This window comes from Actinoplanes sp. NPDC049802 (assembly GCF_040656595.1).
In the GTDB taxonomy this organism is placed as follows: domain Bacteria; phylum Actinomycetota; class Actinomycetes; order Mycobacteriales; family Micromonosporaceae; genus Actinoplanes.
The window spans coordinates 1-15,319 of sequence record NZ_JBFAMR010000009.1; the positions used below are offsets into that span (position 1 = coordinate 1).

General features: G+C 66.9%; 12 protein-coding genes. 4 read left to right on the forward strand and 8 right to left on the reverse strand.

Annotated features, from left to right (window positions below; translation table 11 throughout):
- Positions 1-2,117 precede the first annotated feature (2,117 nt).
- From AB0I88_RS08820 to rpmH, 8 genes are all read right to left on the reverse strand, one after another.
- Entirely contained in the window at positions 2,118-3,170 is a 1,053-nt protein-coding gene (locus AB0I88_RS08820; RefSeq protein WP_361020324.1) for a ParB/RepB/Spo0J family partition protein, read from the reverse strand.
- Entirely contained in the window at positions 3,167-4,174 is a 1,008-nt protein-coding gene (locus AB0I88_RS08825; protein ID WP_361020326.1) for an AAA family ATPase, read from the reverse strand. Before AB0I88_RS08825 ends, AB0I88_RS08820 begins: the two co-directional genes overlap by 4 nt.
- A 1,034-nt stretch (positions 4,175-5,208) precedes the next feature.
- Positions 5,209-5,976, reverse strand: coding sequence for a 16S rRNA (guanine(527)-N(7))-methyltransferase RsmG (rsmG, locus tag AB0I88_RS08830; RefSeq protein WP_361020328.1), 768 nt, complete (start codon positions 5,974-5,976; stop codon positions 5,209-5,211).
- Between the two features lie 2 nt (positions 5,977-5,978).
- Complete coding sequence (locus AB0I88_RS08835) at positions 5,979-6,545, reverse strand: R3H domain-containing nucleic acid-binding protein (RefSeq protein WP_361020330.1); 567 nt, start codon at positions 6,543-6,545, stop codon at positions 5,979-5,981.
- 124 nt (positions 6,546-6,669) lie between these two features.
- Positions 6,670-7,695, reverse strand: a complete 1,026-nt coding sequence (gene yidC, locus AB0I88_RS08840; protein WP_361020332.1) for a membrane protein insertase YidC — start codon at positions 7,693-7,695, stop codon at positions 6,670-6,672.
- 1 nt (position 7,696) lies between these two features.
- Positions 7,697-7,954 carry a membrane protein insertion efficiency factor YidD gene (gene yidD, locus AB0I88_RS08845; protein WP_361020334.1) on the reverse strand — a complete coding sequence of 86 codons (258 nt, stop codon included), beginning with the start codon at positions 7,952-7,954 and terminating at the stop codon, positions 7,697-7,699.
- Positions 7,951-8,307 (reverse strand): ribonuclease P protein component, encoded by a 357-nt coding sequence (gene rnpA / locus AB0I88_RS08850; protein WP_361020336.1) that lies wholly within the window; start codon positions 8,305-8,307, stop codon positions 7,951-7,953. Before rnpA ends, yidD begins: the two co-directional genes overlap by 4 nt.
- Before the next feature lie 36 nt (positions 8,308-8,343).
- Entirely contained in the window at positions 8,344-8,481 is a 138-nt protein-coding gene (gene rpmH / locus AB0I88_RS08855) for a 50S ribosomal protein L34 (RefSeq protein WP_183225835.1), read from the reverse strand.
- Positions 8,482-9,077: 596 nt separating this feature from the next.
- Between rpmH and dnaA the strand changes: the two genes are divergently transcribed.
- From dnaA to recF, 4 genes are all read left to right on the forward strand, one after another.
- On the forward strand, positions 9,078-10,931 hold the full coding sequence (dnaA, locus tag AB0I88_RS08860) for a chromosomal replication initiator protein DnaA (RefSeq protein WP_361020339.1): 1,854 nt from the start codon (positions 9,078-9,080) through the stop codon (positions 10,929-10,931).
- 1,105 nt (positions 10,932-12,036) lie between these two features.
- Complete coding sequence (gene dnaN, locus AB0I88_RS08865; protein WP_361020657.1) at positions 12,037-13,170, forward strand: DNA polymerase III subunit beta; 1,134 nt, start codon at positions 12,037-12,039, stop codon at positions 13,168-13,170.
- Positions 13,171-13,209: 39 nt separating this feature from the next.
- On the forward strand, positions 13,210-14,082 hold the full coding sequence (gnd, locus tag AB0I88_RS08870; protein WP_361020341.1) for a phosphogluconate dehydrogenase (NAD(+)-dependent, decarboxylating): 873 nt from the start codon (positions 13,210-13,212) through the stop codon (positions 14,080-14,082).
- Between the two features lie 3 nt (positions 14,083-14,085).
- A complete protein-coding gene (gene recF, locus AB0I88_RS08875; RefSeq protein ID WP_361020343.1) occupies positions 14,086-15,216 on the forward strand; it encodes a DNA replication/repair protein RecF in 1,131 nt (376 codons plus the stop codon).
- The last annotated feature ends 103 nt before the right edge of the window (positions 15,217-15,319 follow it).

Genomic DNA, 15,319 nt, shown 5'->3' on the forward strand with positions numbered 1-15,319 from the left:
ATCCGTCAACTCATCCAACGAGCCCGCACCCTCTACCGCTGGGACACCCGGCCGACAACCCGCCGACTCAAGTAACGCCTATCGCCGGTCGCTCTAATTCGCACCCGAAAGGCCCGCCTTCGGTTGGTCAACACAGCGGGCAGGTTGAGTAGCTGGTCGAGATTTCGGCCAACTACGTTGCCCTCTGCGCAGGCGCTGCTCAGCATTCGCGGACATCCCACAAGCACGGGGCACGATAGGCAGACCGCCGCGGGCGTGGGAACGGGCCACAGCCACGGGCAAGGGCACAGCCACGGGCACAGGTACGGGGCGAAGACCCAGATGCAGGCGCGGAGCCGCAGGGCTGCTTGGCGCGGGGCGGTGGGGGACAGGGGACAGACGGAGGCGGGCGCGAGGAACAAGCACAAGAAGCGGCCACGACAAGCGGGCACGGAGCGCAGACACGGACACGGACCCGTGGTCTGGGGCGCGGATGCAGGCGCGGGCGCGGGCCTACAAAGCCCGGGGCAGCGGGTGCGTAGATAGGCGGGGAACGTGGATGGGCAGGGCGCGAAGGGCGCGGGCGCTAGCTGCGAGCCCGGTGTAAACGCGCGACACGGGCAAGTGGCGCGGGTGCAGAAACGAGCCCAGGCCAAGGCACTGACGCAGACGGGCAACGCGAAAGGACGCGACGCGCAGTGTTCCATCAACAGAACGCTGGCTCCCCGCCCGCCGACCGCTTCAGTTTCACGTGAAACCAAACCAGAACGGCAGATCGCCGCAACCCCCGTACGAACCGAACCGAGGCCCAGCAGCAAGGAGCACCGATCAAGGCCCCACCTACGTCCCCTACTCATCGCCTACTTCTGGCGCAAAAATCGGGACACAAGTCGGGGTAGACCGTCATGGTGAAGCTGAGGGAGTGCACCACCAGGTGCTGGTTGTCCATCAACAGCTTCGAGGCCCAGCCTCGCCACGAAACCCGACTGCCTCACATATGGATATGGGATAGTCCTCGAAGAGAATGAACTCATACCGCCCCGGCCATGGCTGGTGGGCGCCTCAGTCGTTCACGGACGACAAGCTCTCTTCAACACTGCCTTGGCATCTCTGGTGGCTGCGGATCGCCAAGCCAGCAAATTCTCCATCTCCCGCTCGGATCTCGGCGAAGCCCTCTCTCCGGAACGAGGAACCAGCCACGAGAACAAGGCCTGCTCGACAACGGACCAACCGTCTCCGAGAGCAACCCACTTCGATCATGGGAGAGCCAACCACGTTGGGGCGTCTCATGGAGTAGGGGCGCCAGCCAGCCGGGCAGCCGGTGTAGCCACTCGCCGCAGACAACGTCGCTGGGCACGAACGAACTCGCCACGGATGCGCCGCACTTGCCGAAACCCGAGCCATGCCAATGCGCCCTAACGACCAGACGGCGAACCAACCCAATGTCCGGATGCCGGACGCCGATCCACCGCAGCTGCCGGCTCACCGATGGGCCGCGCGCTAGGACGCGATAGGTCGCACGGTCCCCTGTCAGCCCGGCAGCATCGCGCCGACCGACGGGCATGGCTGATCGATCCGCCTAGCGTCGCTCGGGTTGGGATGGGCTACACGTTCGCGGGTGCGGCTCGCCGGTTGATTCCCAGCGGATGCCGTGATCGCCGGGGTACGGCTGCCGGTGATCAGCCCTGTCGCTGAGGATGTCGCGGGGATGGCGCTGTGGGGAAACGCCGAACACGATGGTGTCTGACGATCATGCGATTCCAGCGCGGGGATGAAGTGGCGGCAGCTGCCGCATTGCGGTTCTCTCAGCCAAACCATGCTCACCCACCCAGTGTGTTCAGCAGCACAGTCTGCACGAGGAGAGCGAAGGCTGGGCCCGCGGATCGATCTCCACTTCGCGCGGTAGATGCGGCCGAACTTTTCCGACCAAATAGAAGATGAGCACAATTCGCACATCCGCTCTAATGCTGAACAAAACCAGCAACATGGCATCTAAGTGACATTCGAAAAACGAAAGCCAGCTGATGGCAGGCCCACCGAAATCCCAGGAGAATCCGTCTGACAGAACCGGATTCGGCCCAACAAAGAGGGCGCGTGAGTGGTCACGCGCCCTGACATACCGGCCTACCGGGATGGAGTCACCCCTCCGGCTCGGCACCGTCCCGTGGAGCGCCCTCCTCCTCGACACCGATCATGCCAACGATTCGCTCCAGGTCATCGACCGTTGCGAACTCGATCGTTATCCGACCCTTGTTCCGGCCGATGTCGACCTTCACCCGAGTGTCGAACCGGTCGGACAACCGCTCGGCAAGATCGTTCAGCGCCGGCGCGTGGACCTTGGCCCGCCGAGTAGGAGCCACTTTTTTTGCCGGTGCCTCCGAAGCCGCCAACTGAACGATCTCCTCGGTGGCCCGCACCGAGAGCCCTTCCGCAACGATCTTCTTCGCCAGCTTCTCCTGGGCTTCAGGGTCGTCCAGGCCGAGCAGCGCCCGTGCGTGCCCAGCTGAGAGGATGCCGGCGGCCACCCGTCGCTGAACCGGTGCCGGCAGGTTCATCAGCCGGATGGTGTTGGAGATCTGCGGCCGGCTACGACCGATCCGCCGCGCCAGCTCCTCATGCGTGGCGCCGAACTCTTCCAACAGCTGCTGGTATGCGGCGGCCTCTTCCAGCGGGTTGAGATTGGCCCGGTGGATGTTCTCGAGCAGCGCATCACGCAACATCGCATCGTCGGGCGTGTCTCGGACGATGGCCGGGATCGTTTCCCGGCCGACCGCCTGCGCGGCCCGCCACCGGCGCTCACCCATGACCAGCTCGTACCGGCTGTCACCGAGCTCACGCACCACAATCGGCTGAAGAAAGCCGACCTCCTGAATAGAGGTCTTCAGTTCTTCCAGTGCTTCTTCATCAAAGACGTGCCGCGGCTGCTTGGCGTTCGGCTCGATAGCGGACACCGGCAGTTCGGCGAAACGCGCTCCGGGCACGGGCGCGAGATCACCGTCCACCGGCGCGGCCGGAGCGGGAGCCGGAGGAACCACAGCCGGCGCCGATAGAACGACGGCGGGTGCCGCGGTCGGCTCCGCTACGGTGGGCTCGGGAAGCACCTCTACGGGAGCTGCCGCTTCGGCGGCAGGCGCTGTGGGGATCAGCGCGCCCAGGCCACGGCCCAAGCCACCCCGCGGACGGTTCTTCATGCCGTGCCTCCCGTGTTGACCCCGCGCATCGCGATCTCCAAGGCTGCCTCGAAGTAGCTAGTAGCCCCTCGTGATCCCGGATCGTAGGTCATCACCGACTGGCCGTAGCTGGGAGCCTCTGAAACCCGCACGTTCCGGGGGATCACCGCGTTCAGCACCTTGGTGCCGAAATGGTTCCGCACATCCTGTTCCACCGCATCTGCCAGACGGGTACGCCGGTCGTACATCGTCAGCAAGATCGTAGAGACATCGAGCGTGGGATTCAGGTGTTGACGCACCAGGTTGATGTTGTTGATCAGCTGATTGAGACCTTCCAGCGCGTAGTACTCGCACTGAATGGGAATCAGCACCTCCTGCGCCGCGCAGAGGGCGTTGACCGTCAACAGGCCCAGCGAGGGCGGGCAGTCGATGAAGACGTAGTCGAATTTCTCCGGATGCCCTGCAATGGCCCGGGCAAGCCGCGACTCGCGGGCCACAACCGAGACGAGTTCGATCTCGGCGCCGGCCAGGTCGATGGTTGCGGGCACACAGAAGAGATTCGGAATGCCCTCCACCTGCTGCGCGACTTCGGCCAGCGGCACGTTGTCGATCAGGCAGTCGTAAACATCGGGTACGCCGGCATGGTGCGGGACGTTCAGACCGGTGGAAGCGTTGCCCTGCGGGTCGAGGTCAACCACGAGCACACGGTTGCCATGGAGGGCCAGCGCCACAGCGAGGTTGACCGTCGTGGTCGTCTTCCCGACGCCGCCCTTCTGGTTGGCGACGCAAATCACCCGCGGGTGGTCTGGGCGCGGCATGATGATCTCGCCGCTCGGGTTGAGGATCTGCACAGCTCGCAACGCTTCCATGGCTAAGGGCGGATCGTCCTCATCCGCTACCGGCGTTTCACGTGAAACATGCTCGGTGGATTGAACAGGCACCCCAGAAGAAGGAGTGGCCGATACCTGGCTTGTCGGTGGCACTGTCGCTCGCCCACGAGGATCGCCCGACGCCTGGCCTGGCATCGGAGCCCCGTATTCATACGCCGGCGAAGGCCCATAGCTAGCCGCCCGAGGCTGCGGGACATTCTGTCCGCCCGCATGCAGCCCGCCCACGCTCACTCCCGACGGCCTGTCGAGAGGCGACCCGGTTTCACGTGAAACACCGTACTCATGCACCGCTTCATCCCTGATGGCTAGGAAGGGGTTGGCCGGCAGAACGTGTGCCCGGCTGGGGAAATCCGGTCCACACTATCGACATCCGGCCAGCCTACGGGTGTCGGGCATGTGTCGCCATGGTCCTAAGTTCCGATGAGTCGAGCACAACGCTGCTCCATGGTCTTTCAACGACGACCCGAACACCATGACCCTCGGCACACGTGCCTCACCTTCACCCGTCCGTCCCACTCAAGACCAAAGATCAACCCCAAGGGTGTACGGCCGAAGCCCACAACCCTCGCACTCCGCCAAGTCTGCCCCAATAGCTGAACCGTCGGCCTCATGGGCACCATCCGCCACCGATGCGGGCCGGCGGCCTTCCGTCTCGCCTGATCCGGTCGCCGCCCGGACCGCTTCGAACGGGCGCGTCGTCCCCCGGCCCTCCGTCAACGACAACGTGGGAACAGGCCAATCACGGACACGCACCGACGACGGTCCTCGTCCATGCCAGTCCAAGCCGCACCAAAGCACGGCACACAACCGACACGACAACAAGTCGACGACGCGACGGACGACGTCGGCACCGCGCACCATGAACTCACGAGACGGCGCTAAAAGCGCCGCAACCGCGCAACGCTGCACCCGGCACCCCCGCGTGCGCAAATGATCCTGAACGGCCGCCCTCGGCGCGTTGAGACCCCTCAGCGCCCCGCCCCGACCAGATGTCATCCCACCACAGGCGGCCGCGCCGAAAGCGGTTGTCCACAGCCCGCCACCACCAAGGGATCTCGCTGTGGACAACCATCCGACGCCGACGGCTGACGATGCCGTACCCGGAGAAGACCAAGACAACGCGGTCCCGACGCCGAGAGACCGGAAACCGGGACCAACTGAACGAGCCACTACGGTCGGCGGGGCCGCTTCCGTCCACCATCACCGCGTTGGGTGGAGCGAGCCGGCCGCTGCCGTGAGGGAACCACGTGCCGTTCCTTCATGATCTCCACCACCGTCGTAGGCGGATCGATCAGCCCGGTCCCGCAGAGATGAATGACCGGCGCGCCACCTCCTAGCGCGGTGATCGCCGCCGCGTGTTCCGCGATCTCATCGGCGGCCGACGACCCCTTCATCGCCAGAAGGCGGCCACCGACGGCGGCGAGCGGCAAACACCACCCGGCGAGCTTGTCGAGCGCGGCCACAGCCCTGGCAGTGACCACATCCGCACCGGGCAGAGCGTCGATGACCTCCTCGGCTCGGCCTCGCAGAACGGTCACGTTGCCGAGGTTCAGATCGGCGACGGCCTCGGTGAGGAACGCGGTTCGACGGGCGAGCGGCTCGACGAGGGTGACCGCGAGATCCGGCCGGGCGATCGCCAGCACCAGGCCGGGCAGCCCGGCGCCGGACCCCACGTCGACCACCGACGCACCGGGCGCGATGAGCTGCGACATGACGCCGCAGTTGAGCAGGTGCCGCTCCCACAGGCGTGGCGCCTCCCGCGGGCCGATGAGGCCGCGAACCACGCCGTCGGTGGCGAGCAGTTGCGTGTAGTGGGCGGCGAGTTCGAGTCGCTCCCCGAAGACTTCGGCAGCGACTGCCGGCGCCGGGAAAGACTGCGGCCCGGGCGTTTCGACGCCCGGGCCGGAGTCACCCGCGCCGAAGCGGGAGGTGGTCACGATCAGTCCGCCACCCGCACCACGATGCGCCGGTTGGGCTCGACGCCCTCGGACTCGCTCTGCACGCCGGGGATCGCATTGACCACGTCGTGCACGCACTTGCGCTCGAAGGCCGACATCGCTTCGAGGCGGACCGGTTCGCCGTGTTCCTTGACCTTCTCGACGGCGTTGCGGGCGACCGCGGCGAGTTCCTTGCGCCGGGCGGCCCGGTAGCCACCGATGTCCAGCAGCAGGCGGCTGGGGGAGCCGGTGGCCCGGAAGATCGCCAGGCGGGTGAGCTCTTGGAGGGCTTCGAGGGTGGCGCCGCGCTGGCCGACCAGCGGCTGGAGACGGCCGCCGACAACCTCGACCATGGGCCGGCCCGCGGAGACGAGTTCGTCGATGTCGCCGTCGTAGTCGAGGATGTCCAGCAGACCCTCGACGTAGTCCGCTGCGATCTCGCTCTGGCGGAACAGGTCGCTGTCCGAGGCGACGCTCTCCGACTTCTTGGCCTCTTCGGTGCCGGCCGGCTCGGCAGCGGTGGCGTCGGCTGTCGAGTCGGCGGAAGGGGGAGTGCTGGTGTCGGTCACGGTCTCATCTCCGTTGTCATTCGGGCCGGACCGAAGTCGGTCCGCTGTTTCCCGCGCGCGGCGCGGGGAGGTCTCTGTTCCAAGGGGTGCGCTCAGGCCCCCACTGCCGGGGCCTGAGCCGCGATCATCCCTTGGGTTTGTTCGCCGGCCGGGCGCCCTTCTTGGGATTCACCGGTTTGGCACCGGGCTTGGGTGCGAGCGCCTTGGTGTCGACCACCGGGCTCGTCGGCTCCGGGGTGTCCTTGCGACGGAACAGACCACCGGTACGGGCCGGCTGAACCGGGTTCTTGCCACCGGGGATCTTGGTGCCGGGCGCGGGACGGGCCGCGGCGGCGCCCTTCGCACCGGCCATCTGCAGAGGCGGGAACTTACGGAGCACCCACTGCTGCTGGCCCAGGGTGAACAGGTTGTTGGTGACCCAGTAGATGACCACACCGATGGGGAACAGTGCGCCGGAGATCAGCAGCGAGAACGGGATGCCGTAGAGCATCAGCCGCTGGATCATGAGCTGCTGCGGGTCCTCGGCCCAGCCGGTCTTGAGGATCATCTGGCGCTGGGTTAGGAACGTGGTGGCCATCATGACCAGGACCAGGATGCCGGCCAGGATCTTGACGGTGAGACCGTCGGCGCCGAGGGCGGCGAGTTCGGCAGCGGACGAGCCGAACTTGGCGCTGATCGGAGCATTGAACAGGTGTGCGTAGGCGGCGCTGTTGAACTGGTCGAGCGGCCAGCCGTACAGCTGCTTGTTGGCGTCGGAGATGTTCGGGTCCAGGTGCTGGAGCACGTGGAAGAGGCCGAAGAAGACGGGGATCTGCAGGAACATCGGAAGGCAACCCATGAGCGGGTTCGCCTTCTCCGTCCGGTACAGCTCCATCATCTCTTTCTGGAGCGTCTCCCGGTCGCCCTTGTGCTTCTCCTGGAGGGCCTTGACCTTGGGCTGCAGCGCCTGCATCGCACGCTGGCTCTTGATCTGCTTGACGAAGACCGGGAAGAGGATGACCCGCAGCGTCACGACCAGGAAGAAGATCGACAGGATCCAGGCCCAGTTGGTGCCGATCACGCGTTCGTCGGGTACGCCGATCGCATCCCACAGGGAATGCCAGCGCAGAAGAATCCACGAGATGGCGTAGTAGATCGGGTCGAGACTCAATCTATTCTCCAGTCACATCGGCAGGAGGGTGACGGATCGGGTCAGGCACCGGGTCGTACCCGCCAGGGTGGAAGGGATGGCATCGGAGGAGCCGCCAGATCGCCAGGCCCGTACCCCGGATCGCACCGTGACGCGCCAGCGCCTCCAACGCATACGCGCTGCACGAAGGGTAGAACCGACAGCGAGCCGGCAGCACCGGACTCAAGTATCGACGGTACGCGACGACCGCTGCGGTCAGGATGCGGGCGGCCAGGCTCATCGTGGCCGCCGGGGTCTGCGCGCGGCCGCGAGCGCGCCTTCCAGATCGGTGGCCAACGTGGCGTACGTCGCTGTGGACGCCGACGGCAGTGCCCGAACAACCAGGGAGGCACCGGCGGGGAGGTCGCTGAGCAGTGGCCGGACCAGATGCCGGAGCCGGCGGCGCACCCGGTTACGGACGACCGCGTTGCCCACCGCTTTGGATACGACGAAGCCGGCGCGCGCCGTGGAGGCACACACCGGCTCGTCGATAAGCAGGTGAACGACCAGGGTGCCGCGACCGGCACGGCGACCGCCGCGGATCGCTGCGGCGAAGTCCGCGCTACGCCGCAATCGTTGCGCCGCGGACAGCACGACTACCTGGACATTCCGACCCGACTAGCGGTCGGCTCAGGCCGACAGCTGGCCGCGGCCCTTGGACCGGCGGGCAGACAGGATGGCGCGACCGGCACGGGTGCGCATGCGCAGCCGGAAGCCGTGGGTCTTGGCACGCCGGCGGTTGTTCGGCTGGTAGGTGCGCTTGCTCACGTCAAAACTCCGTCTTCGTACTACGACTCTGGGGGCATCATGGGCTGCAAGACGCCACTTTAGCAGAGCGCGGCGGAGCAACCGCCCAACCCTACGCAGGCCCCCTGGGGTGGTCAACCATATCCTTGGTCGGCACGCCGACATGGGCGGGCGGCAACCGTCTAGCAGGTCTTTCCGTGCACAAAGTGAATCTTTTCCTGACCGCGTGCGGGGGATGGCCCGGACGGCGGTTGTAGTCGACCTGTCGCCGCTGTTAGCGTGCGCGGTTGCTGGTCTCATCCTGGTCGTTCGCAGCCCGCGAAAGCGACGGCCAAAACCGGACAAGCAGGTGGATCGTTCGCCACGGTGAGCCTGTTCACCGCCCGCGCCACGACAGGCTCCGGTAAATCTGCCGACCATCCGGCCGGGAGCGGCCACCGGCACCACCGCAGGTTGTGGATAACCTGTGGATAGCTGGTGGCGCCGTGCGTGTTCAGCACGTTAACTGTGCTGGGTTGGGGGACGTCGGCCGGTCGCCCGCCACGGGCGCCGACAGGCACAGGCGAAAGGCCGGACAAGGCCCACCGGGGGTCGGTGGCGATGGGGGTGGCGCGGCGGTGGCCGATCAGGTCGACCTGGGCAAGTTGTGGCGCGAAACGTTGGACGAACTGTCCGACGAGATCGCGTCACGGCAGCAGCGCGCCTATCTACAGTTCACCCGCCTCCGCGCGATAGTGGAGGACACCGCTCTTCTGTCCGTTCCGGACACCTACACCCGGGACATCATCGAATCCCGGCTGCGCCCGGCGATCACCGAGGCACTGACCCGGCGGTTGAGCCGGCCCATTCAGGTGGCGGTCACGGTCCGCCCTCCGGAGGACGGCTCGGGCATGCCCGGCACCGTCTACGGCACTCCGGCCGATTCCGCCGCCGGTCCGATGATGGACCCGCAGCCGCGGCACTACGCCGAGAACGGTCCTTTTCAACCGGAGCTGCCCGGCTACCCGGTTCCGCAGCGGATGCCCGATCCCCAGCCCTACCAGCCGCCCGCCTTCGGGCCCGCCGAGCACGCGCCCGAGCCCTATCCGACCGGTTCGGCACAGCACTCCGCACCGCAGGCGCCGTTCCCCCGCGGGGTTCCGGCCGCACGCGACGGCCAGGAGGCGCTCTTCGCCGATCCGATGCCACCGCAGATGCCGCCGCAGATGCCGCCCTCGGCGAACCGGCCGCCGACCTCGCCGGCGACCGAGAAGGAACAGCCCAACGACGCGGTCGCGCATCGGATGGCGGCCGATGCCGCCCAGCTGCGGCAGAACGACCGGCCGATGCCGGGCCCGGACCGCCGCGACGACATGCCGGTGCGGGCCGGTGACAACGGGCCCGGCCGGCCGCCGGTCGATCTGCGCGGCCCGGGCAGCACGCCGCGGCCCGGTGGGCAGGACGGCAACCGGCTCAACCCGAAGTACATGTTCGAGACGTTCGTCATCGGCTCGTCCAACCGGTTCGCGCACGCCGCGGCGGTCGCGGTCGCGGAGTCACCGGCGAAGGCGTACAACCCGCTCTTCATCTACGGCAGCTCCGGGCTGGGCAAGACCCACCTGCTGCACGCGATCGGGCATTACGCCACCACCTTGGGACACGCGCGCTCGGTCCGCTACGTGTCGACCGAGGAGTTCACCAACGACTTCATCAACAGCCTGCGGGACGACAAGACCCAGGCGTTCCAGCGCCGCTACCGCGACGTCGACATCCTGCTGATCGACGACATCCAGTTCCTGGAGAACCGCGAGCGTACGCAGGAGGAGTTCTTCCACACCTTCAACACGCTCCACAACGCCAACAAGCAGATCGTGATCAGCTCGGACCGCTCGCCGCGCCAGCTGGCCACGCTCGAGGACCGGATGCGCACCCGCTTCGAGTGGGGTCTGCTCGCCGACATCCAGCCGCCCGACCTCGAGACGCGTATCGCGATCCTTCAGAAGAAGGCCGCCCAGGAGCGGATGTACGCGCCGGACGACGTGCTGGAGTTCATCGCGTCCCGGGTCTCCAACTCGATCCGCGAGCTCGAGGGCGCCCTCATCAGGGTGACGGCCTTCGCCAGCCTCACCCGCTCCCCGGTACAGCTCTCGCTGGCCGAGGAGGTGCTTCGCGACTTCATGCCGGACGGCGCCGGCCCGGAGATCACCGCCGACCAGATCATGGTGTCGACCGCCGACTACTTCGGCGTCTCCCTGGAGGACCTGCGCGGCCACTCCCGCAGCCGGGTCCTGGTCAACGCCCGTCAGGTCGCCATGTACCTCTGCCGCGAACTGACCGACCTCTCCCTGCCCCGGATCGGACAGGCCTTCGGCGGCCGCGACCACACCACGGTCATGCACGCCGACCGCAAGATCCGCCAGCACATGGCCGAGCGCCGATCGCTCTACAACCAGATCGCCGAGCTCACCAACCGGATCAAACAGAACACCTGAGGGGTACGGCGTACCAGCGCTCAACCGCACCGGACGGCCGGCGCCTCGTCATGCCCGGCTCGCTGTCGGGGCACGCCCTCACCCACCCGCCGGGCTGTGCTGCCCCCTCACCGGCCGGGCCGCCCTCACGTCCCCCACACTGCTCGCCTCGAACCTCTAAGCGGGCTCTGCCCGTACCCGATTGATCTCTGTCAAGGGGGTGGGCCGGCTCGTCCGGCTCGGCCACCCGCGGGGTTGTGCACAACGGGATCGGCACGCAGGGACGGCTGTGCATGGTTCGACAGGTGGAAAGGCACTTACCCACAGGGTCGGACACGGTGTGCGACGTGCCTTGAGCTGCGACTTCTTCGCGGTCGGTGAGTTGTCCACCGGTTCTACACCGGGTTGTCCACAAGTTATGCCCAGATCCTTTAGCGAACCTGGGGATATTGAAGTAGGTCGCTGCCTACTTGCTAGGGCGCTGAAGTGAAAGTTGTCAACGCCGGAACGGGTCGGTTTCGTGCCAACGTTATCCACAGCTATCCACAGGCGTCCACAGGCTGTCTCCCCAGACGGTGGACAACTCCCGACAGTCATACCCACAGAAGTGGATAACTCCTGTGGAAATCGATGTGGACAGACACACACAGTAGTTTTTGACCTCACAGGCTGTGGACGGCTGTGGATTACCTGTTGAAGGTTCTGTGGACGACGACTCGGTAGCGTCCCTGCGTCATCCACAGCGCAGGGGATAAAACCAGTGGATATCCGGTGGATAGCCTGTGGACGACGGTGGACAACTCTCGAAAACTCCGAGACTGTGGATACAGACCCGGGTTTATACCCCGGTTACCCACAGGCAAATCACCGGTGGATAACTTGCTGACCAGCGCAAACTCAAGTTTTCCACAGTATGCACAGGACCTATGAAGACGACTAGTTATCTCTTCTAAGAAAACAAAAACCAATCATCAGCGTTGTGGAAGGTGTGGATGGGCCGGTTCCGGCTCGCCGCGCCTCGGGCTCGACTGCACGGCACCGGGGTCGGGCACACAGGGATACCGCCGGAGCCATAGAGTTCAGTGGGGTCCAAGCCCCCTGTATGAGGACGCATCGCGGAGGAAGCATGAAGTTCCGGGTGGAGCGAGACGCACTCGCCGACGCCGTGGCCTGGACAGCCAAGAGCCTGCCCAGCCGGCCCTCGGTGCCGGTGCTTGCCGGCGTCCTGCTGCGGGTCGCCGACGGTCGGCTGCAGGTGTCAGGCTTCGACTACGAGGTCTCCAGCCAGGTGACCGTCGAGGTTCAAGCGGACGCGGAGGGGGCCGCTCTGGTCTCCGGCCGCCTGCTCGCCGAGATCACCAAGGCCCTGCCGGGCAAGCCGGTGGACATCGCCGCAGTCGGCGCGCATCTCGAGCTGGTGTGCGGCAGCGCCCGGTTCACCCTGCCGACCATGCCGGTGGAGGACTACCCGACCCTGCCGGAAATGCCGTCGAGCGCGGGCACCGTCGACGCCGCTGTTTTCGCCTCGGCCGTTTCTCAGGTCGCGATCGCCGCAGGTCGGGACGAGACCCTGCCGATGATGACCGGTGTGCGGCTGGAGCTGAACGGTTCGACCATGGCGCTGCTGGCGACCGACCGGTACAGGCTTGCCATGCGCGAGATCGAGTGGGCCCCCGACGATCCGGAGATCAGCCACAACGCGCTGGTGCCGGCCAAGACGCTGAACGACACCGCGAAGGCCCTCGGCCCGACCGGTGGCGCCGTCACGCTGGCACTGGCCCATGGCAGCGCCGGTGAGGGCATGATCGGTTTTGCCGGTGGCGCCCGTCGCACCACGAGCCGCCTGCTCGACGGTGCCAACTACCCGCCGGTGCGTTCGCTCTTCCCGGCCTCCCACAACGCCGAGGCCCGGGTCGGTGTGGCCGCCCTGGTCGAGGTGGTTCGCCGGGTGGCGCTGGTCGCCGAGCGGCAGACTCCGGTGCTCCTGAGCTTCAGCGAGGACGGTCTGGTGGTCGAGGCCGGCGGCACCGAGGAGGCGCGCGCCAGCGAGGCGATGGAGGCGCAGTTCACCGGTGAGGCGCTGACGATCGGTTTCAATCCGCAATATCTGATCGACGGTCTTCAGAACCTGGGGGCGCCGACCGCGATGTTGTCGTTCGTCGACGCGTTCAAACCGGCTGTGATCTCTCCCGCTGGCGAAACCGGCGAAATCATCCCGGGTTACCGCTATCTGATCATGCCGATCCGGGTGACTCGCTGATACTGAGCTTGAACCAATCGCTCATCTAGGGAGATCACCATGCAACTCGGCCTCATCGGTCTCGGCCGCATGGGTGGCAACATGCGGGAACGACTGCGTGCAGCAGGGCACGAAGTCGTCGGATTCGACCAGAACCTGGAAGTAAGCGACGCTGCCAGTCTGGCCGAGCTGGCGGAGAAACTGGCCGCACCGCGGGTCGTCTGGACCATGGTTCCGTCCGGCAAGATCACCGAGGACACCATCACCCAGCTCGCCGAGGTGCTCGAGGCCGGCGACATCATCATCGACGGCGGCAACTCGAAGTTCACCGATGACATCCCGCGCGCCGAACGGCTGGCCGTCAAGGGCATTCACTACCTGGACGTCGGCGTCTCGGGTGGCGTGTGGGGCATCAAGAACGGCTACGCCCTGATGGTGGGTGGTGACGCTGCCCAGGTGGAGCACTGCAGGCCGATCTTCGAGGCGCTCAAGCCGGCCGGCGAGTTCGGTTTCGCGCACGCCGGCACGCACGGCGCCGGGCACTACGCCAAGATGGTGCACAACGGCATCGAGTACGGGTTGATGCACGCGTACGCCGAGGGCTACGAGATCCTCAAGGCGTCGGAGTACATCAACGACGTCCCCGCGGTCATCAAGAGCTGGCGCGAGGGCAGCGTCGTCAAGTCCTGGCTGCTCGACCTGCTGGACCGGGCGCTCGACGAGGACCCGGAGCTGGAGGCGCTGAAGGGCTACGCCGACGACACCGGCGAGGGCCGCTGGACCGTCGACGAGGCCGTGCGTCTCGCCGTGCCGGCTCACGTCATCGCCGCGTCCCTGTTCGCGCGGTTCCAGTCGCGTCAGGACGATTCACCCGCCATGAAGGCCGTCGCCGCACTGCGCCAGCAGTTCGGCGGCCACGCCGTCAAGCGCTGATCCATGCACGTACGCCGGGTCGAGCTCACCGACTTCCGTTCCTACGATCGGGTGGCGGTCGATCTCGATCCCGGCGTGTCCGTGTTCGTCGGCCAGAACGGCATGGGCAAGACGAACCTGATCGAGGCGCTCGGGTACGTGGCCACTCTGGACAGTCACCGGGTGGCCACCGACGCGCCGTTGGTCCGGGCCGGCGCCACCTCGGCGGTGATCCGTTGCGCGATCGTCCACGATGGCCGGGAGCTGCTGGTCGAGCTGGAGATCGTGCCGGGCCGGGCGAACCGGGCGCGGCTCAACCGTTCACCGGCGCGGCGGCCGCGGGAGGTGCTCGGCGCCCTGCGGATGGTGCTGTTCGCGCCCGAGGATTTGGAGCTGGTTCGCGGCGACCCGTCCGAGCGCCGCCGGTATCTGGACGATCTGCTGGTCGCCCGGCAGCCGCGCTACGCCGGGGTGCGTGCCGACTACGACCGGGTGGTGAAGCAGCGCAACGCGTTGCTGCGGACCGCCTACCTGACCCGCAAGGTGGGCGGCAACCGCGGTCAGGATCTGTCGACCCTGGCGGTCTGGGACCAGCATCTCGCCCACCACGGCGCCGAGCTGCTGGCCGGGCGGCTGGAGCTGGCGGCCGCACTGGGGCCGCATCTGACCAAGGCCTACGACGCGGTGGCGGCCGGGCGGTCGGCCGCGGTGATCGGGTACGCCTCCCGGCTCGGCGAGTCGCTGCCCACCGACCGGCCCGCGCTGGAGTCGATGCTCCTCGAATCGCTGGCCGAACGCCGGACCGCCGAGATCGAGCGCGGGACGACGCTTGTCGGCCCGCACCGTGACGACCTCTCGCTGCAGCTCGGCGACCTGCCCACCAAGGGGTACGCGAGCCACGGCGAGTCCTGGTCGTTCGCGCTGGCGTTGCGGCTCGCGGCGTACGACCTGCTGCGTTCGGACGGGATCGAGCCGGTGCTGGCCCTCGACGACGTCTTCGCCGAGCTGGACACCGATCGCCGGGAACGACTGGCGGCCCTGGTGTCCGACGCGGCACAGTTGCTGGTGACCTGTGCGGTGCCGGAGGACGTGCCGGCCAGCCTGCGGGGCGCACGCTACGACGTCGTGACGGGAGCGGTGACCCGTGGTTCCTGACTCTGATCGCGATCGGTCAGCCGGACGCAAGCCCACCGGCGCCGGAGAGCCCCCTCAGCGCCTCACGGAGGCCCTCGGGGATCTCTGGGCGGGGGTGGATGAG

Excerpts from the sequence above, each read along its gene's own strand:
- AB0I88_RS08820 (WP_361020324.1), bottom strand. The coding sequence starts at position 3,170 with ATGAAGAACCGTCCGCGGGGTGGCTTGGGCCGTGGCCTGGGCGCGCTG.
- AB0I88_RS08825 (WP_361020326.1), bottom strand. The coding sequence starts at position 4,174 with ATGCCAGGCCAGGCGTCGGGCGATCCTCGTGGGCGAGCGACAGTGCCA.
- yidD (WP_361020334.1), bottom strand. The coding sequence starts at position 7,954 with ATGAGCCTGGCCGCCCGCATCCTGACCGCAGCGGTCGTCGCGTACCGT.
- dnaN (WP_361020657.1), top strand. The coding sequence starts at position 12,037 with ATGAAGTTCCGGGTGGAGCGAGACGCACTCGCCGACGCCGTGGCCTGG.
- gnd (WP_361020341.1), top strand. The coding sequence starts at position 13,210 with ATGCAACTCGGCCTCATCGGTCTCGGCCGCATGGGTGGCAACATGCGG.
- recF (WP_361020343.1), top strand. The coding sequence starts at position 14,086 with ATGCACGTACGCCGGGTCGAGCTCACCGACTTCCGTTCCTACGATCGG.